General features: G+C 72.1%; 13 protein-coding genes. 7 read left to right on the forward strand and 6 right to left on the reverse strand.

The genetic code is table 11. The features are described from left to right. Positions 1–25 precede the first annotated feature (25 nt). The 4 genes from JIAGA_RS0113160 to JIAGA_RS0113175 are packed head-to-tail and all read left to right on the forward strand — an operon-like array spanning position 26 to position 6,955. Positions 26–2,539, forward strand: coding sequence for a carbohydrate binding domain-containing protein (locus JIAGA_RS0113160; RefSeq protein ID WP_026876016.1), 2,514 nt, complete (start codon positions 26–28; stop codon positions 2,537–2,539). Between the two features lie 28 nt (positions 2,540–2,567). Continuing rightward, positions 2,568–5,000 (forward strand): hypothetical protein, encoded by a 2,433-nt coding sequence (locus JIAGA_RS0113165; RefSeq protein ID WP_026876017.1) that lies wholly within the window; start codon positions 2,568–2,570, stop codon positions 4,998–5,000. A 12-nt stretch (positions 5,001–5,012) separates the two neighbouring features. Beyond that, positions 5,013–5,954: an acetylxylan esterase gene (locus tag JIAGA_RS33100; protein ID WP_051426039.1), complete on the forward strand. Its 942-nt coding sequence runs from the start codon at positions 5,013–5,015 to the stop codon at positions 5,952–5,954. Next, positions 5,951–6,955: a hydroxyacid dehydrogenase gene (locus JIAGA_RS0113175; RefSeq protein ID WP_051426040.1), complete on the forward strand. Its 1,005-nt coding sequence runs from the start codon at positions 5,951–5,953 to the stop codon at positions 6,953–6,955. Before JIAGA_RS33100 ends, JIAGA_RS0113175 begins: the two co-directional genes overlap by 4 nt. Before the next feature lie 19 nt (positions 6,956–6,974). Here JIAGA_RS0113175 and JIAGA_RS0113180 read toward each other — a convergent pair whose 3' ends face one another. The 4 genes from JIAGA_RS0113180 to JIAGA_RS0113195 all read right to left on the reverse strand — a co-directional run bounded on the left by JIAGA_RS0113180 (position 6,975) and on the right by JIAGA_RS0113195 (position 14,199). Beyond that, complete coding sequence (locus JIAGA_RS0113180) at positions 6,975–9,992, reverse strand: hypothetical protein (RefSeq protein ID WP_026876019.1); 3,018 nt, start codon at positions 9,990–9,992, stop codon at positions 6,975–6,977. Between the two features lie 124 nt (positions 9,993–10,116). After that, a complete protein-coding gene (locus tag JIAGA_RS29565; protein ID WP_051426041.1) occupies positions 10,117–11,613 on the reverse strand; it encodes a DUF4127 family protein in 1,497 nt (498 codons plus the stop codon). Between the two features lie 37 nt (positions 11,614–11,650). Continuing rightward, entirely contained in the window at positions 11,651–12,976 is a 1,326-nt protein-coding gene (locus JIAGA_RS0113190; RefSeq protein ID WP_026876020.1) for an enolase C-terminal domain-like protein, read from the reverse strand. Continuing rightward, positions 12,973–14,199 carry an AGE family epimerase/isomerase gene (locus tag JIAGA_RS0113195; RefSeq protein WP_051426042.1) on the reverse strand — a complete coding sequence of 409 codons (1,227 nt, stop codon included), beginning with the start codon at positions 14,197–14,199 and terminating at the stop codon, positions 12,973–12,975. The genes JIAGA_RS0113190 and JIAGA_RS0113195 overlap by 4 nt, the downstream gene beginning before the upstream one ends. A gap of 70 nt (positions 14,200–14,269) precedes the next feature. On the opposite strand from JIAGA_RS0113195, the gene JIAGA_RS0113200 reads away from it, so the two are divergent. Beyond that, on the forward strand, positions 14,270–15,280 hold the full coding sequence (locus JIAGA_RS0113200; RefSeq protein ID WP_026876022.1) for a LacI family DNA-binding transcriptional regulator: 1,011 nt from the start codon (positions 14,270–14,272) through the stop codon (positions 15,278–15,280). Positions 15,281–15,388: 108 nt separating this feature from the next. Then, positions 15,389–15,631 carry a hypothetical protein gene (locus JIAGA_RS0113205; RefSeq protein ID WP_026876023.1) on the forward strand — a complete coding sequence of 81 codons (243 nt, stop codon included), beginning with the start codon at positions 15,389–15,391 and terminating at the stop codon, positions 15,629–15,631. A gap of 74 nt (positions 15,632–15,705) precedes the next feature. Here the strand turns inward: JIAGA_RS0113205 and JIAGA_RS0113210 are convergent, their stop codons facing one another. Next, positions 15,706–16,056: a DUF8129 domain-containing protein gene (locus JIAGA_RS0113210; RefSeq protein WP_026876024.1), complete on the reverse strand. Its 351-nt coding sequence runs from the start codon at positions 16,054–16,056 to the stop codon at positions 15,706–15,708. A gap of 64 nt (positions 16,057–16,120) precedes the next feature. Then, positions 16,121–16,801: a dienelactone hydrolase family protein gene (locus JIAGA_RS0113215; RefSeq protein ID WP_026876025.1), complete on the reverse strand. Its 681-nt coding sequence runs from the start codon at positions 16,799–16,801 to the stop codon at positions 16,121–16,123. A 108-nt stretch (positions 16,802–16,909) separates the two neighbouring features. Between JIAGA_RS0113215 and JIAGA_RS0113220 the strand changes: the two genes are divergently transcribed. Continuing rightward, on the forward strand, positions 16,910–18,763 hold the full coding sequence (locus JIAGA_RS0113220) for a transketolase (RefSeq protein WP_026876026.1): 1,854 nt from the start codon (positions 16,910–16,912) through the stop codon (positions 18,761–18,763). Positions 18,764–18,828: the final 65 nt, after the last annotated feature.

Genomic DNA, 18,828 nt, shown 5'->3' on the forward strand with positions numbered 1-18,828 from the left:
GAGCCAGCCCAGCGGGAGGTCGCCCATGGAACGGTCCACACCCCACATCCGACGCCGGAAGCGGCGCGTCGCCCTGACCGCGGCCGCCGCCGCGGCCCTGCTCGCCCCACTGCTGATCAGTGCGTCCGCGCAGGCGGACCACGACGGTCCGATCGGCCCGGTCAACGGCGGCTTCGAGGAGCCGGCCGGCGACAGCATCCCCGGCTGGACGCAGCGGGGCGGCTCGGTCGGCGGCTCCACCGTGGTCGACGACCCGGTGTTCACGGGCGAGCAGAGCGTGCGGTTCGACGATCCCGAGGACACGGCCTCGTACGGCCTGATGAGCGACCCGATGCCGGTCGAGGCCGGGCACACGTACCAACTGTCGGCGCAGGCCTACGTCGAGCAGGGCGCGCCCACCCTGTACGTCTACTTCTACGACGCGGCCGGCAGCCAGCTCGACGTCGAGTTCACCCACTTCACCAGCCAGCCGACCGGCTCTTGGGCGCCGCTCAGCGTCGACGCCACCGCCCCGGAAGGCGCCACGAGCGCGGCCGTGTACATCTACTCCACCATCGCCCGCGTCTCGACGTTCTACGTGGACGACGTACAACTGCGCCACCTCCTGGCGCCCCTGCAGATCGAGGACCTCGGGCCGGCGTTCTACAGCCCGAACGTCCGGCTGGCCGACGTCGACGTCCTGTCCGACGGAACACCGGTGGGGTACGTGTTCTCCGACGGCGAGCCGGTGAGCTTCAACGTGGTCGATCTGCGCACCGGGACCATGCTGGACAGCCACGACATGGACGGATACTCGATCGCGGCGTCGATCGAGATCGCGCCGGATGACACGGTCTACTTCAGTGTCCGCGGACCGAACGACGGAACGCTGTGGACGTACGACCCGCACACCCAGCAGGTGCGGAAGCTGGCCTCGCGGATCGCGGGGGAGAACCTCCTGCGCACGCTCGTGCTCGACGGCGACGTGCTCTACGGCAGTACCTATCCGAACGCCAAGGTCTACTCGTACGACACGCTCGACGGCGGGATCCGCGACTACGGCAGCGTCGTCGACGACGGGTCCGCGTATGCGTGGGGCCTCGACCTCGTCGACGACGCACTGTGGGTCGGAACCGGGGCCACCCCTCATCTCATGGAGGTCGACCCGGTCAGCGGTGCCGTCACCGAACGCGCCCTGCCCGCCGGTGTCGCGGAGACCGCCGACTTCGTCAACCGCGTGGAGCGCCACGGCGACGTCGTGTTCATCAGCTACTCGCCGGCCGGCGCGGGCGGCGACAACACCGCCGTCTACGACCTGGCGGCGCAGGAGTGGCTGCCGGGCCTCGAGGGCGGCGCCGGCTCCTGGACCGAGGATGCCGCCGGCGGCCTCGTCTACTACGTCAGCGGCGACACGATCCGGGCGTACGACATCGCCGCGCGGCAGTCGGTCTCCATCGGCTGGGAGGACGGTCCCCTGGTGAACGAGCTGGAGGGCACCACCGACCTCGCGCTCGTCGAGCTCGGCACCGCAGAGTTCCCCGGCACCACCCTCGTCGGCGTCCGTGTGGACGGCGCCATCTGGCGCTACGACCTGGAGTCGGGCATCGGCGACGTCGTGCGCAGCGAGATCGTCGGCGCCCCGGCTACGGTCCACTCCCTGGGCATCGGCGGCGACGGCGCGGTCTATGTCGGCGCGTACCTCAGCGCGGGCGTGATGGCCCGGGTGGACGAGTCCGGCGTCCAGCAGCTGTCCGGTCCCAAGCAGGCCGACAGCATCATCGCGCACCGTGAGCGGACCGTGGTCGGTGTGTATCCCGGAGCCGAGTTCTACGTCGGCCACTCCCGCCGGCCGTGGGAGTGGGAGTGGGGCCGGAACCCGAAGCACCTCTTCGGCCTCGGCCGAGGTGAGACGGGCCAGGACCGCCCGATGGCGATGACGGCGGCCCGCGAGTACGTCGCCGCGGGGACGGTCCCGAACTACGGCGAGCTGGGCGGGGCGCTCACCCTGTTCAACCCGGCCACCGGCACGTACGAGAGCCACCGCAATGTAGTGCCGGACCAGAGCGTGACCGCGCTGGCCTACCGGGACGGGCTCGTCTACGGCGGCACGAGCATCCACGGCGGTCTCTCGTCGGAACCGACCCGGACGGAGGCGGAGCTGTTCGTCTGGGACATCCGCGCGGGCGAACTCGTCGAGTCGTCGGTCGTGGTCCCGGAAGCCGAGGTGATCCACGCTCTGACGTTCGACGACGCCGGCCGGCTCTGGGGCCTCGCCGACAACGGCGTCGTCTTCGAGTACGACCCGGCGACCCGTGAGGTGGTCCGGTCGGTGCGGACGCCGGCGACGTCCAGCAACATCTGGGGCCGCCTCAGTGAGCTGTACCAGCACCCCGGCGACGGTCACATCTACGGCAATGCGAACGGCCGCCTGTTCCGCCTCGACCCGCGGACCCTCGAGTTCGTGACGCTGATCGCCTCGGGCGCCCGGCACTCCGTCCTCGGCGAGGACGGCGCCATCTACGTCGCGGACGAGACGAACATCTTCCGCTACACGCCCTGACACCGACTGTCACCACGAAGGGAGCACCATGGCTGCATCCACCACCAGGCGCCGCGCCGGCGTCCTGGTCTCGGCGGTGGCGGTACTCGCCGGTCTGCTGGGCGTGACGAACCCCGCGCAGGCCCTGGACGGCGGCTCGACCGCGGAGCCCGCCGGCCAGCCGGTCATCGAGGAGCTCGGCCCGGCGATCTTGTCGGTCAACGTCCGCAACGCGCACTTCGGCACGGTCGACGGGAGAGCCGTCGCGTACGCGATCTCCAACGGCAACCCCGCGACGTTCAGCATGGTCGATGTGACGACCGGCGAGAGCCTGTTCGCGGCGGAGCTCGAGGACACCACCGTGGGCGGCTGGATCACCACGTCCCCGGACGGCACGGTCTACTTCACCGCCCGCCATCCGCGGCCGGCCGGCCTCTACTCGTTCGACCCGCGGACGCGCGACCTGGACGAGATCGCCGACGCCGTCGCGGGGGAGCGGGTGCTCTACGGCGGGAGCTTCACCGACGACGGCACGCTCGTCTTCGGCACCTACCCGAACGCGAAGGTCGTGTCGTACACGCCGTCGACGGGTGAGTTCCGCGACTACGGCAGCCAGACCGACGACGCGGACTACGTCTTCTCCCTCGGCATCGTCGACGGCGAGATCTGGGCCGGCACCGGTCCCGTCCCGTACCTGTATGCGATCGACCCGGACACCGGCGACCGGCGGGAGATCACCGTCCCGGATCACCTGATGACCAACACCCAGTGGTTCATCGGGATCGAGCAGCGTGCGGGCTCGGTGCTCGTCCGGCTGTCACCGCGAGGGAACTACGACACGGCGGTGCTCGACCTGGCCACCGGCGAGTGGGACGACGAGGTCATCACCTCCGTGGGCGGGTCGGCGCCGACCCGGCTCGACGCGGCCGGCCGGACCTACGTCCTGGCCGGTGGGACCGACCTGATCGGCTACGACACCGGCACCGGCGCAGTGGTGGAGACCGGCTTCGCCGGAACGGACGTCGCCGCCGCACTGGCCGCGCAGGTGAACACGTACGGCATCGACGTGATGACCCTGCCGGGGTCGGACGAGCAGAGCGTGGTGGGCCTCAGCACCGACGGTGACCTCTGGACGTACGGGCTGTCCAGCGGCGACGCGACCATCCAGCGGGCCGACATCGCGGCAACGCCGGCGGAGGCGCACGGGCTGGGGGTCGGGCCCGACGGCAACGCGTACATCGGCGCGTACCTGTCGAGCGGCTCCATGACCCGGGTCGACCAGGACACGCTCGAACTCACGCCGCTGCGCGGACCGAAGCAGGCCGATGCGATCGCCACGCACGGCGACCAGCTCGTCGTGACCTCGTATCCCGGGGCGGTCGTGCACGCGGGCGATCCGGCCGAAGCGTGGGAGTGGGGGACGAACCCCGCGCACGTGCTGACGATCGGCCGCGGCGAGCCGCACTTCCAGGACCGCATCAACGGCGTGGTGTCGATCGGCGACCGGCTCGCCCTCGGCACCGTGCCGGACTACGGCCAGCTCGGCGGCGCGCTGACGCTCCTGGACACCGAGACAGGCGAGTACGAGGTGCATCGCGACGTGGTCGAGGACCAGAGCGTGATCTCGCTGGCGTACCGCGACGGTCTCGTCTACGGCGGTACGGCGATCAGCGGCGGCCTGTCGTCCACGCCCACCGCGGCACGCGCCCAGTTGTTCGTCTGGGACGTCGCCGCGGGTGAGGTCGTGTGGCAGGGCGACGTCACCGAAGGGGCGGGCTACGTGGCCGGGCTCAGCTGGGGGCCGGACGGGCTGCTGGTCGGCGGCACGTCCGACGGGGCGCTGTTCGAGTTCGACCCGCGGCGCCGCGAGGTCACCAGGACGGTCCAGGTGTTCCCCGCCGGCGACGGCAACCGGACGTCCTGGGGGTACGCCACGAAGACCCTCTGGGACGAGGCCACCGGCACGTACCTGACGACCAACAACGGGCACCTGTACCAGGTGGACCGCGCGACGGGCACCGTGTCCGCGCTCGCCGAGATGGAGCAGGTCACCAGGGACGGTTCGGGCAACTACATCGCCGTCGACCAGACCCACGCGTACCGCATCGACCTGGAGCCGCTGGTGTGCGACCGCACCATCACCGGCCAGCACAGCGGCCCGGTGACCGTCACCGACGGCACCATCTGCCTGTCCGGGGCCGAGGTCGACGGGCCGGTCCGCGTCCGCGGCGGTGCGTCGGTCGTCGTCGACGCCACCGAGCTCACCGGACCGTTCCATGCCACCGGGGCGACCGACGTCATCGTCCGGAACAGCCGGGTGACCGGTCCGGTGTCGATCGTGGGGAGCACGGGCGACGTGGTCGTCAGCGGCACGACCGTCGTCGGCCCGCTGGACTGCTTCGACAACGACACCGAGCCCGACGACGAGGGTGTTCCGAACGACGTGCACGGTCCGACGGCCGGACAGTGCGCCGGCATGTGAGGGAGCCGACGCGTGAATGACACCGACCAGGGGGATCCCGGCCGGGCCTGGTGGACCGGCTGGCTGGGCGCCGTCCCGGATCCCTCCGGCGGGTTCGAGGTGGGCGCCGCCGCGGCACGCGGCGGCGCCCGGCGGTGCCCGATCCGGCTGATGTCGTACGGCACCACCATCGAGGCCGTGCTGTTCGCGCCCGATGTCCCCGGCCCGCTGCCCGCGGTCGTCGTCCCCTTCTACGACGTCGGCAGCGTCTTCGGCGAACGGACCCCGCGCACCGAGGGCTGGACCGACGAACGGCGACGCGCCCGCGCCTACGGAAACCACCTGGTGGCCAGGGGTGTAGCGGTGCTCGCGGTGCCGTGGTGGTTCGAGCAGGTGGCCGACCGGGCCGCGTCGGCGACGTCACTGCACGAGCGGTACGGGCCGGCCGCGGCCAGGCATGAGGCGACCCTGCCGATGACCGGCCTCGGGCGGAGCCTGGGCGACCTGATGCTCGCCGTCGACGCGTTGCTCTCGGTGCCGTGGGTCGATCCCGCTCGCGTCGGCGCGTTCGGGCACTCCCTCGGCGCCAAGCTGGCGCTGCACCTGGCCGCCCTGGACGTGCGGATCGGCGCGGCGGTCGCCCACGAGCCCGGCCTCGGGTTCGCCCACTCCAACTGGTCCGACCCGTGGTATCTGGGCACCCGGATCCCGGCCGGCCGCGACCAGCACGAGCTCCTGGGCCTGATCGGCCGGCGACCGTTCCTGCTGGCCGGCGGGGGTGCCTCCGACGGCGGGCACAACGAGCACCTCGTGGAGCGAGCGCGGCTGGCGGGCGGCGCCGCCGGACTCGAGACGCTGTACCACGACAGCGGCCACGACCATCCGATCCATGTTCTCGTCGCCTGCTACGCGTGGCTCACGGCCCGTCTCGCCGCCGGCGACGCCCTACTGCCCGAGAGGAAGCCGTTCACATGACCGACCTGAAGGTCTACGTCGCGATCCGGCCCGATGAGTTCGACACGCTCTACAGCCCGCAGGCGCAGGACCGGTTGCGTTCGCTGGCCGCGGTCGACGTCGCCGCCGGCGACGGCCGGGCCGTCCTGCCCGCCGACGTGGCGGCCGGCTACGACGTGATCGTCACCTCCTGGAGCACCGCGCCGTTCGATCCGCGGACCGTCCGCGGGCCGCGGCTGCGGCTGGCCGCCCACACCGCGGGCTCCGTTCGTGGCCTGTTCCCGCGGGCGATGCTCGAGAACGGCCTTCGGGTAACCCAGGGTGGCGCCGCGGCAATGGCGCCCGCGGTCGCCGAGCTGGCCGTGACCCTGACGCTGGCGCTGCTTCGCAACCTGCACCGCCATGACCGGGAGCTGTGGACCAGCCGTGACTGGGCGACGGCTCGGCAGCCCGTGCTCGGCCGGTCCCTGGCGGAGCGCCGGGTCGGGGTCGTCGGGCTCAGCCGGGTCGGGTGGCGATACGTGTCGATGGTGCGTGGGCTGGGGGTCGAGACGGTGCACGCGTACGACCCGTACGCCGACCCCACAGCCGCCGCGGACGCCGGCGTCGAGCTGGCCGGCCTGGACGACCTCTTCGCGACCTGCGACGTCGTGGCCGTCCACGCGCCGTCGACCGACGAGACCCGGCACCTGGTCGGGGCCCGGCAGCTGGCCGCGCTGGCCGACGGCTCGATCCTCGTCAACACCGCGCGGTCCTGGAGCGTGGACCAGGATGCCCTGCTGCGTGAGGTCCGCTCCGGCCGCATCCTCGCCGGCCTCGACGTCTTCGACGAGGAACCGCTGCCCGCCGACAGCGGGTTCCTGGGCCTGCCCAACGTCATCGTCACCCCCCACGTGGCCGGCGGCACGGTCGAGGCGCGGCGCCAGCAGGGCGCCATCGTGGTCGACGAACTGGCCCGGTTCGCCGCCGGTGACGCCCTGCTGCACGAGGTGACCCTCGGCGCCTACGACCGGCTCGCCTGAGCCCGGCTCGCCGACCCCGTCACAGGCCGGCGCACTGACCCGTGCGTGGGCCGGTGACGGTGTTCGGCGTTCCGTCGTCGGTGGGCGCCGGAACGTTCCCGGAACACGCGAGCGGGCCGGCGACGGTGTTGGAGCTCAGCACCGGAGGCTCGCTCGTGGCGTTGTCCGTGACCGACACCGGACCGCCGAGGCGGTTCCCGATGACGGTGACGGACGAGGTCGTGCCGGTGACGTCCACCGGTCCGAGGACGGTCGTGTCCGTCACGGTGAGCGACGCCGCGCCAACGGAACGGAGCGGACCGTCGAGCTGCGAGCCGGCGACGACGAGCGCCGCCCCCGCCCCGACCGTGACCGGTCCGGTGACGGTGGCGTCGTCGACGCACGTGGTGCCGTCGGTGACGGTCAGGGGACCGTCGTGGGTGCCGGTGATCTCGTGGTCGCAGCGCACCGGGTCGGGAACGTCGTACTTGTACAGGTGGACACCGTGGGCGAAGAGAACGTCACCGTTGGCGTCGACGTTCGCGTAGTTGCCCACGCCGTTGACCAGCAGGGTGTATTCCATCGTGTCGGGGTCGATGCGGAACAGCGACGACCGGTTGGTGCCGTAGACGTTGCCGTCGGCGCCGGTCTTCAGGTAGGCGAACGCCCAGACGGTGCTGGAGCCGTACCGGGCGCGGAGTAGCTTCTCGGAGTAGACGATCTCCTCTGCGGCGGGGTCGTACTTGAACACGGTGTCCTCGGAGACGCCCCAGATGAGCCCGTCCGGTCCGACCATCAGTCCGGTCACGCCCTCGTCGCCGGCCACCGGGACGAAGTCGTGCACCTTCTGGCCGGTGTCGGGGTCGAAGACGACGAAGTGCGCCTCGGTCTGCGTCGACGGGGGAGCGCCCAGCCCGCCGTCGAGCGTGGTCCCCACGTACAGCAGCCCGTCGTGGTACAGGACGGAGATCACCGACTGCTCCTCGACGATCTCGGTCGTGAAGACGGTCTTCGTGCTGGTGGCGAAGTCGTACATCGTGACCGCGCCTTGATGGGTGCCGTAGTACGGGACCGTGCCCATGAAGACCCGATCGTTCGCCTCGTCGTAGTCCATCGCGAACGGGCGGTCCTGGTCCTCGGCCTTGAGGTCGAAGATCTGCCGCGGCGCCGCGCCGGTGGCCGGGTCGTACTCCATGAGCCGGCCGTTGCCGTAGGTGCCGAGCAGCATCTTCCCGTCCCGGACAGCCGACGACTCGTACTGGCCGGATTGCAGGGTCGTGCCGATCTCGCCGGTGACCGAATCGAACGGGGTGAGTCCGACCATGTAGCCGGAGGCGTACATCGAGTCCGGCCCGGTGAGGATCTTCTGCACCGTCACCGGATTGGCGAAGTCGACCGTGTGCAGCTCGGAGCGGCCGGTGGTCGGGTTCATCAGCACGCTCCCGCCCTGGGTGGCGGCGAGCATGCTGTAGCCCGGCCACTCCGGGTCGTCGAGCTGGATCCAGCGGCTGTCGTTGAGATAGGTGTTCGTCTTGATGCCGAGGTCGCGCGTGGTCGCGGTGGCCGAGTCGTACTCCCAGAAGTTCGTCCCGAAGCCGAAGATGAACTTTCCTGGCGCGTCCGGCCGTGCCGATACGTGGTAGCCGAACGCCTCGCGGCCCTGGCCCTTCCAGTACTCGACCGTGTCGTCGGGCCGCAGCACGATCAGCTCGCTGGAGACGGTGCGGGCGAACAGCCGGTCACCGGTGAACGTGAACGTGTTGACGAACGTCTCGTCGAGGAAGCCGGGCGCGTTCTCCTCGGTGATCAGGGCGGTCTTCGTTCCGTCGGGCCCGAGCTTGTAGATCTGCGCCCGGGTCCCGCCCACACCCACGTAGAGATTGTCGCGGTCGAAGTCGTATGCCAGGGCGCGGACGTAGGCCTGGGTCGGGTCGACCGCGCCGAGGTTGGTGATGGAGTCGTCGGCCGGGTCGTACAGATACAGATATCCCTTCGGATATGCGCCGATGTACATCGTGCCGTTCGGGCCGGCGGTCATCGTGATGGGGTAGCCGTCGCCCGGGCTGTCGGGGTTGATGTGGCCGAGATCGGTCACCTGCTTCGTGGCGGGGTCGTAGCGCCACAGCTTGTAGTCGTGGTTGGTGCCGATGTAGACCCTGCCGTCGGTGGCCTTCCTGATCTCGAAGTTCCCCTCGGCTCCGGCCAGCGGTAATGCGCGGATGACCTCGCCGGTGTTGGCGTCGGCGACGACGAGCGTGCACGGGTTGTCGGTGTCCGCGTGGCCCCGGTAGGCACCGTAGGTGACGGCCCTGCCGTCCTCCTCGCCGAGGACTGAGTTCGTGGTGATCTTGCTGGTGACCGGCGTGCCGAGGTGTGAGATCCGCGGGTTCTGCGCCACGACCTCCTCCGGCGTCGGGTTGGACAGCCGGGGCGGCTCGATCTCCCCGGCCGCCACCGACACGGTGTCCACGTGGCCGCTGCCCATGCCGGTGGTGGCGGCGTAGAGGACGACGGTGCCGGTGGCCGCGGCGTCGGGGGCGGTCGCGGAGACCGAGACCGGCACCCAGGAACCGTCCGTCTCCGGCTGCCAGGCGGACACGTTCGTGAGCCGGTTGCCGTCGGCGTCGTAGTAGCGCAGGTAGATCCCGAGGTCGTCGCGCTGGACGTTCATCATCGCCGCGGCCGTGTACGCGCGCCGGGGGTCCACCTCGAAGGGCGCGCTCTCCACGCCGACGGAGTAGGTGGCCGAGTCGTCGACGAGCGCCAGGCTGTGCGCGCCGTCGTGAGCGACGGCGTCCGTGACCTGGAAGGAGGTGCCTGGGCGGGCGGCCGCGAGGGGAGCCCAGCCCGGGATGCCGTCGTCGCCGGCGACCTCCTCGAAGGACGGGTTCACCAGGACGGGGTCGGGCGCGACGGCGTCGCGGGTCTGCGCGGCGGGCGCCGGCGCCGCCGCCGCGGCCAGCATCATGGCGGCTGCGCCGGCCACGGCCGCCGGCATCGTCAAACGCCGCCGGATGGGCGTGCGGCGTGGATCTCGGTCGATGTGCGCGGTGATCATTCCGACCTCCCTGAAGCGGACGGGACCGGGCACCGCCCGACGCGAGGAGCGTCGATGCCTCCGCACCTGCAACCGGTGGCATGCAAGCGGTTGCAGGCAACCTAGTGGCGCCCTCCGGGCGCCGTCAAGGGTGTGTCACTGCCCCCGATGCCGGGATCAGGTCGAAATCGACGGTGAAGGTGTAGCCCCACGGCAGACGCGCGCCGGACACGGTCCAGGCGGCCAGGGCATCGACCCCGCCGGCCCAGGTGCCGAGGTCACGGGTGATCCGCTCGTGGACCGCGGGGAGTTCGTCGAGCGGAGGATCGAGCAGGCCACGCTCGCGCGCCTCGTCCTGGATGCGGCGGCGCACGACGGGGAGGTAGTGCCCGTCCTCGACGATCTTGCGGGCGAGGAACCGCCGGCGCTCGGCCGCGGCGGCCGGGGCATCGCACAGCCGCGCGGACACGCCGGCCGCCAGCGTGGTGCCGATCGTGTTGCCCGCGGTGTTCCACCCTCCGTATGCGGCGAGCCGGCCCAGCAGGCCCCGGCTGTCCAGGAGCTCGACCAGGCGCGGGTCGCCGCCGTTGGCGTAGTGGACGTCGGCCAGGGCCACCGGGCGACCGGCGGCCAGCAACCGCTCCACCTCGTCGGCCACAGGACCCGGAGGGGACCCGGCGGCGAGGTCCGGCGGGTTCGACACCCAGTCGCCGGGAGCGGCCGCCGGCGGATGGACCACGAGCACCAGGTCGGCCTCGTCCGGCTCGCTCACCTGGACGCCGCCCACCGCCCGGATCTGGTTGGCCAGGCCCACGCGAACCGGTCGATCCTCGTACGGCGCGATGCGGTCGAGGCCGGCCACCTCCGGGCACACGACGGCGACTCGCGGGCGGACCCCGGCAGCCTCGGCCGCGACCCGGGCGACCAGGACGCTCGGCACCTCGTCGGCACCCGGATACATCAGCACGGGCACGCCGAGCCGGTCGGCCCACTGGCCGAGCAGCCGCCGTTCCGCCGCCGGGAGACCACGCGGGGCGGTGTCGTCGGACGAGATCACGAGCGTGTCGAACACGCCGTCGGCGGCCAGGTCGAGGGCCGCCAGATTGACGACGTGGTTGCGGTTGCGACGCTTGACCATGTCGCGGACATACCCGTCGGGCACCTGAGCGCGAGCCGCGGCGACCGCGTCCGGCTCGGCCTCGCCGAGCGACGCCTCGTCCCAGAGCCGGGACAGCGTTCCCAACCGCTCTCCGTGGGTGGCCCAGTACGCCGGCTCCTGGCGCGAGCGTCCCGGGTTGTCGTACGTGGGCAGCCGGGTCACGACGCTGTACGCCGTGACCGGGACGCCGAGATCGCGCAGCGCGTCGAGCCGGGCGACGACGTCGGCCATCCGGTCGTCGGTGTTGCGGGACGGGATCAGGCCGCCGTGGGCGAGCAGCTCCAGTGATACGACCAGGTGGTCCACGTCGGCGGCGACCTCCCGCAGCCAGCCGGCCAGGGCCGCGGTGTCCGCGGGTGTCCGGAACGACGGCATCGCCTCGTCCGGCGGCGTCAGGACGTCGACGCCCGCGCAGCGGCCGATCGTCACCGCGTAGCCGCGGGTGTTCGGTCGTTCGTCAGGTGGGAGCAGGGCGATACGCATCACGGGGCGACCTCTCGCTAGCGGGATGGGCAGCGTCTCAGTAGAGACCGGGCTGCGACGGAGGCGGCACCGTCACCCCGCCGTCGCGGACGGTCGTCAGATCCGGCCAGACGCCGCCGAGCGCCTGGTTGGCCGCCGGCGCGTACTGGCGGCTGTTGTACTCCAGGTGGGGCGAGGGCAGGTCGAGCAGGCTGACCAGGCGGGCGGAGTGGACGAACGCCAGGTCCACGGCGGTGAGGTCCTGCACGGTCACGTAGAGCCCCGCCGCCTTCGCGACGGCATGGGCGAGCAGGGCAGCGCTGTGGCCTTTGCCGGCCTTGATGGCCACACCACTCCAGCCGCGCTCCCGCAGACCGTGGACGGCGCGCGGATCGACCAACCCCTCGTCCATGACGACCGGGGCGAGGCGTCCGACGCGGGTGAGGCCGTCCGGGTCCGGCGTGGCGTCCCGCGGCACCGGCTGCTCGACGTAGGCGAGCGCTCGGCGTGCGGCCGGGGCGGATCGCTCGAGCACATCGAGCAGCCGGAACACGTCGGCCGCGCTCTCATACCCCTCGTTGGGATCGACGGCGAGGGCGACATCGACCCCCAGGCCATGGCCCAGCCGCCAGACAGCCTCGATGCGCCGGGCGTCGTCGTCCACGTCCGCCCCGCGTACCTTGACCTTCAGGTGACGTACGCCGTCCGCGCCGAGCCACTCGCGCAGCGAGCGCTCGCCGTCGGCGGTCTCCGCCGGCTCCAGCGGGTCGCCCACGCCGACCACGTGCTGGACCGGCACCCGCGACCGCGCCGGCACGAGGAAGTCGCCCGGCCAGCGTCCGCTCATCCGGCCGCCGGACACCACGCCGAGGTCGTCGTGCAGGTAGCGGCCCGTGTACATCGTGTGTGCCGGCCGGCCCGCCGCCCGGGCCCAGCCGTCGTGGACGGCGTTGTCCACGGCGCCGAGTGCCAGGAGCGCGGCCAGGGACGGAACCGGATCGACGCCACCGGCTGCCGCGGCGACCTTCGCGGCGGTCTCGGCCAGGGTGGCGTGGGCGTCGAGCCACCGCCGGATCGGGTCGGACGGCGGCGCCGCGCACGCGTCGTCCGCCAGCCGCGCCGTCAGCGCGCGCAGTACCTGGTCGCGCCGCTCGACGGAGAGTTCGGAGCGCGGCCATGCCCACGGCACCGACAGGATCGTCGCGCCCCGGCCGGACGCGACGGTCCCGAGCCGGTCGCGCACGTCGACCTCGACCACGGCCATCGTGAACCACGCGATGGTCCGGCCGCTGATCGCGAACGGGCGGCCGAGCTCGATGGGGGAGAACGTCACCCGCGCGTCGAGCACGTCGACATCGGTGTCGAGCCGCCGCGTGCCGGTCACGGCTCGGCCTCCAGCTCGACCAGCTGCATGAGGTTGCGGGCGATGTGGAACGGGTCCTTCACCGGCAGCGCCACGACCTCGTCGAGCGGCCGGCCCGCCCGGTCCCGGATCTGGATCCACTCGGTGCCGTCGCCGCGACCCGGGAAGGTGTCGATCGTGTAGGCCCAGATGCGTTCGAACCAGGCGGCGGCGGTCTCACTGCCGTATCGGCGGGCCGCCAGTGCCGTCGTGTAGGCGGCCTCGGTGTGCACCCACCAGAGCTTGGTGTCCCAAGTACGCAGCACGAGCTGCTCGTACGGGGTGCCGTGGTCCCGGCCGCGCGGCGCACTCGCACCGTCGCGGTCCGCGTATCGGACCAGCCCGCCGTGCGTCTCGTCCCAGGCCGAAGAACAGAGCGGGCCGACACTGGCCAGCAGGTCCTCGACGACGTCGTGGCGGTCGAGCAGCATGGTCGTGTGCAGCGCCACCCACAGGCCCTCGAGCGCGTGTCCGGGCACCCGGTGCCGAGCCACGAGGGTGTCGTCCTCGCCGGCGTCGAGCGGACGCATCTCCACGAACGTGCCGTCGGTGAGCCGGTGGGCGAGGACGGTCTCGAGAGCCGCGGAGAGCCGGTCACGATCCGGCGCCCGCAGCCGGCCGAGCCGCTCGAGCGCCTCCGCGTGCACCAGGAGGGTGTTGAGGAGGATCATGCGGGGACCGAAGGCCACGAAGCCCGCCGGGACGTCGTACGGCGGCGTCGGGGCAGTGCCGTCCGAGATCTCGCGATCGGCCCGCGCGAGTATCGGCTCGGCGAGCTCCAGCCAGTGCCCTTCGCCCGTCGTGGCGGCCAGTTCGGCCAGGCCCATGACCACGAAGCAGTCGGCGTAGACGCTGCGGGTCTCCCCGTTCGGCCCGGCCGACGGGGCGCCGTCGGTGGTGGTGACGAAATGGCAGGTCCCGTCGTCGCGGATGGCGTGCTTGGCGAGGAAGTCCGCGCCCGCGCGAGCGTGACCGACGAGAGCGTGCGGGTCGGCGCCGAGCAGGCCGCGGTCGGCCAGCCGGGCGGCCCGGGCGAGCAGCCAGACGAAGCGGCCCTGCGACCAGGTGTACTTGTCCGTCGACACGAGCGTGCGGCCACGGTTGTCGAAACAGGTGTGGAATCCGCCGTGCGCCGAGTCGATTCCGCGCTCCAGCCAGAACGGGAGGATGACCGTCTCGAGCTCACGCCGCGCCGTGGTTCGCATCGTCTTCCCTCTGGTCGCAATCGCTTGCAGTGGCAATCCGCGGCTACAGTAGCGCGGGGAGGAGAGATCAGTGGCAGGAGATCGGCCGAAGCGGGTGACGATCTATTCGATCGCCCGGGAATGCGGCGTGTCGGCGTCGACCGTGTCGCGGGCGTTCACTCGCCCGGAGATCGTCAACGACGACGTGCGCGAGAAGATCCACGCCGTGGCCAGGCGTCTGGGGTACCAGCCGAACAAGGCGGCCCGGGGGCTCGCCACCGGCCGGGCCGGCATGATCGGCCTGCTCGTGCCGGACATCACGAACCCGTTCTTCCCCCCGCTCGTCCGGTCCATCCAGCAGGCGGCCTCGGTGGCCGACTGGTCGGTGCTGCTGGTCGACGCCGACGAGGTCGCCGCGGAGGAGACGGAACTCGTCGAGCAGGTCAGGAGCCAGGTCGACGGGTTGATCGTCGCCTCGCCGCGTTCGACGGACGCTGACCTGGAGACGACGCTCGGGGACATCCCGACCGTGGTCATCAACCGGGTCGTCCCCGGCCGGCCGAGCGTCGTCTGCGACAACACGACGGCGCTGACCGCCGCCGGGCAGCACCTGCGAGAACTCGGTCATCGGCGGTTCGCGCTGCTGAAGGGGCCGGAGGCGTCGTGGGCGGCTCGGCAGCGATCCGAGGCGATCCGTCAGTGGGCCGCCGACGCCGAGGTCGACCTCGTCGAGTCGGGCGACTTCGCCGCGTCGTACGACGGCGGACGCGAGGCGTCGCGCGCGTTCCTGGACAGCGACGCCACCGCGGCGTTCGCGTTCGACGACCTCATGGCCTGCGGCGTCCTCGCCGGGCTGGTCGAGGCCGGCAGCTCCGTGCCGGACGACCGCAGCCTGGTCGGGTGCGACGACGTCCTCCTGGCCCGAACGGTCACGCCCAGCCTCACCACGGTCACCGCGCCGGTCGGTGCTCTCGGCGCGGCAGCCATCGACCTGCTGCGCGAGGCCATCGGTGGCGAGCCCGCACGCGAGCTGCGCCTCGACGGCACGCTGACATTGCGCGCATCGACGGGCACGGTCCCGGTGGGCGCCGTCCGGGCGTGACGGCGCCCAGCTGCCCGCGCCCGTCCGGCGGCAGGCGATCCGGCACGCATCCGGGCTGTGGAACGCGCCGAGCTGGGTACGGACCGGGACAGGAAAGGAGACATCATCATGACGAACCAGCCTCCGAGCCCCGTCCGCGACAAGGACTACAACCTGGTGACCGTCCTGCAGGCGTCGCTGGAGTACGCCTGGCAGATGGAGACGTACGCCGCCGACGCCGAGCAGGCCGGCGACCCTGAGCTCGCCGAGTGGTTCCGCAAGATCCAGCACAACAACGTCAAGGCGGGCGAGCAGGGCAAGCAGCTGCTCGCCGCGCGGCTGGCGGGAAACCGTGAGGGCTCAGCCGGCTAGGCCCACGCCCCCGCACACCGGCAGGAGCCGGCCCCGCCCGCGAGGGCGGGGCCGGTCCGTCTATCCGGGTTCGTCTATCCGGGGGATGGGCCCTGCCGCGGTTTCGTCGGACTGGTCGGCACACCGTGAGGCGGCGCGTGGGTCGGCGGTCCCTGGCTTCCCGGCCCCACCCGCTGCGTGTCCGACGGCGGACTGCTGGCCTGGGGGCCAGGCGGCGGTTCGCCCTGGGCCGGCACGGCACCGGACTCGAGCTCGCTCATCCGCGTGCCGAGGATCTGCTTGATGTGCGGTCGATCGGCGTGTTCGGATTCGTACTCGAGCAGCCGGCGCACACCACCGACGTCCAGGTGCCGGATCGCGTGCGGAAGGGTCTCGGCCGACAGATGGTCGTAGTCCTCCACCGGAAGGGTCTCCTCGTGGCCCACGTCGTACCTCCGTTCTCTGGTCGACACCCAGATCGTTACCCGTGCACCCGGCCGGCACACGGATTCACCTGTCGTCGCGGTCCTGGCGGTGGTCGCCCGCCCCGAGGTGCGCGGTGAACCAGTCGCCGGCCAGTCTGGCGGCGTCATCGAGTGCGCCGGGTTCCTCGAACAGGTGCGTGGCGCCCGGCACGATCTCCAGTTCGCGCACGCAGTGCATCCGCTGGAAGGCCTCCTGGTTGAGGCCGATCACCGGCTCGTCCTCGCCGCCGACGATGAGCAGGGTCGGGGCCTCGACGCTGCGGAGTGCGTCACCGGCCAGGTCGGGACGCCCGCCGCGGGAGACGACGGCGCTCACACGGACGCCGGAGCCTGCCGCGGCGACCAGGGCCGCAGCGGCGCCGGTACTGGCGCCGAAGTAGCCGAGCGGTAGAACAGCCGTCGAGGGTTCGCCGGCCAGCCATCGGCTCGCCAGTTCCAGGCGCCCCGCCAGCAGTCCGATGTCAAACCGGTACTCGCCGGTCGCGAGGTCCGCTCGCTCCTCGTCCTCCGTGAGCAGGTCCGTGAGCAGCGTCGCCAGCCCGCGGCGCTGGAGGGCGCGAGCGACCGAACGGTTGCGCGGACTGTGCCGGCTGCTGCCGCTGCCGTGGGCGAAGAGCACGGCCCCGTGGGCGTTCTCAGGCACGGTGAGGTCGCCCTCGATCGCGCCGCCGTCCGGGACGGCGACGGTGACCGGCCGCGCGGTCATGCGCTGGTCCAGGTGTCGCCAGCACTCATCCGTGGTGCGTACCCGCGCGCCGCCGGGCCAACCCGCGGCAGCCCGCATGCGCCCGGGTTCGCCGGGTACCCGCCGGGTGTGACTGCTACAGAGCTGAACCATGACCTGGACCTCGCCGAACTCGGCCAGCAGCTGCGGGTCGATGCCGTCCGGTGTTCGGCCGCGTCCGGCTCGGGTCACCCGACGTCGTCCATGTCGGCCGCTGATCTGATGGGGACCCTGTTCGCCCGGTATCTGCGCTACGACTTCGACGAACCCGGCAACCCGGGCAACGACCACCTGATCTTCTCCAAGGGCCACGCATCGCCGTTGCTGTATGCGCTGTACAAGGCCGCCGGCGCCATCACGGACGAGGAGCTGCTGACGTTCCGGCAGGAAGGTAGCCGGCTCGAGGGACACCCGACGCCGCGGCTGCCGTGGGTCGACGTGGCCACCGGGTCGCTCGGCCAGGGCCTCCCGGTCGGCGTCGGGATCGCCCTGGCGGGCAAGCACCTGGATCGGCTGCCGTACCGGGTGTGGGTGCTGTGCGGGGACAGTGAACTGGCCGAGGGCTCCATGTGGGAGGCGTTCGAGCACGCCGGACACGAACGGCTGGACAACCTGGTCGCCGTCGTCGACGTCAACCGGCTGGGGCAGCGCGGTCCGACCCGGCACGGCTGGGACACCGCGGCGTATGCGCGCCGGATCGGTGCGTTCGGCTGGCACACCATCGAGATCGACGGACACGACCTCGCCCAGATCGACCGCGCCTACGACGAGGCCATACGCGCCGGCCGGCCGACCGCCGTGCTGGCCCGGACGGTCAAGGGTGCCGGCGTGGCCGCCGTCGCCGACCAGGAAGGCAAACACGGCAAGCCGCTGCCGAGCACCGACGATGCGATCGCGGAGCTCGGCGGCGTCCGTGACCTCAGGGTGCGGGTGGCCGGCCCGGAGCACGGGTCGGCGCCGCACCGGTTCGGCAGCGCCAGCGCACTGGAGCGGCCGGCGTTCGAGATCGGGACGCAGGTGGCCCCCCGGGCAGCGTTCGGCGCCGCCCTGGCCGCGTTGGGTACCGCGCGGCCGGAGGTGGTCGGCCTCGACGGCGAGGTGGCCGACTCCACCCGGATGGAACGCTTCGCGACGGAGCACCCGGAGCGGTTCTTCCAGTGCTACATCGCCGAGCAGCAGCTGGTGGCCGCCGCCGTCGGTATGCAGGCCCGCGGCTGGATCCCGTACGCCGCGACGTTCGCCGCGTTCTTCACCCGCGCCTACGACTTCATCCGGATGGCGGCGGTGAGTGGCGCGGATCTACGGCTGGTCGGGTCGCACGCCGGGGTCGCCATCGGACAGGACGGCCCGTCGCAGATGGGCCTGGAGGACATCGCCGCCTTCCGGGCGGTCCACGGCAGCGCGGTGCTCTACCCGTGCGACGCGAACCAGACGGCCGCGCTGGTGGCCGCGATCTCCGACTATCCCGGAATCGGTTACCTCCGCACGACGCGCGGCGACCTGCCGGTGATCTACGGTCCGGACGAGGAGTTCACCATCGCCGGCAGCCGGGTGCTGCGCTCGTCCGACGCTGACCAGGTCACCCTCGTCGGCGCGGGCGTGACCGTGCACGAGGCCCTGGCCGCGGCGGACGAGCTGCGGGGCGACGGCATCGCCGCCCGGGTCATCGACCTCTACTCGGTCAAGCCGGTCGACGCGGTGACGCTGCGGGAGGCCGGGCAGGCGACCGGCCGGATCATCACCGTCGAGGACCATTGGGCCGAGGGCGGGCTGGGCGACGCCGTCCTGGACGTCTTCGCTCACGGTGACGCGGCGCCGACGATCCTCAAACTCGCCGTCCACGGGATGCCGGCCTCGGCGTCGCCCGCCGAGCAGCTGCGCACCGCGGGCATCGACCGGACGGCCATCGCTCAGGCCGCCCGTACGCTGCTGGCCGCCCCGTAGCCGCTGGGCGGCGGGTGCCCCGCTCGGCGCCTCTTCCCGGGTGTTTGAACGATAGTTCTAGTTGT

Source organism: Jiangella gansuensis DSM 44835 (genome assembly GCF_000515395.1).
In the GTDB taxonomy this organism is placed as follows: domain Bacteria; phylum Actinomycetota; class Actinomycetes; order Jiangellales; family Jiangellaceae; genus Jiangella; species Jiangella gansuensis.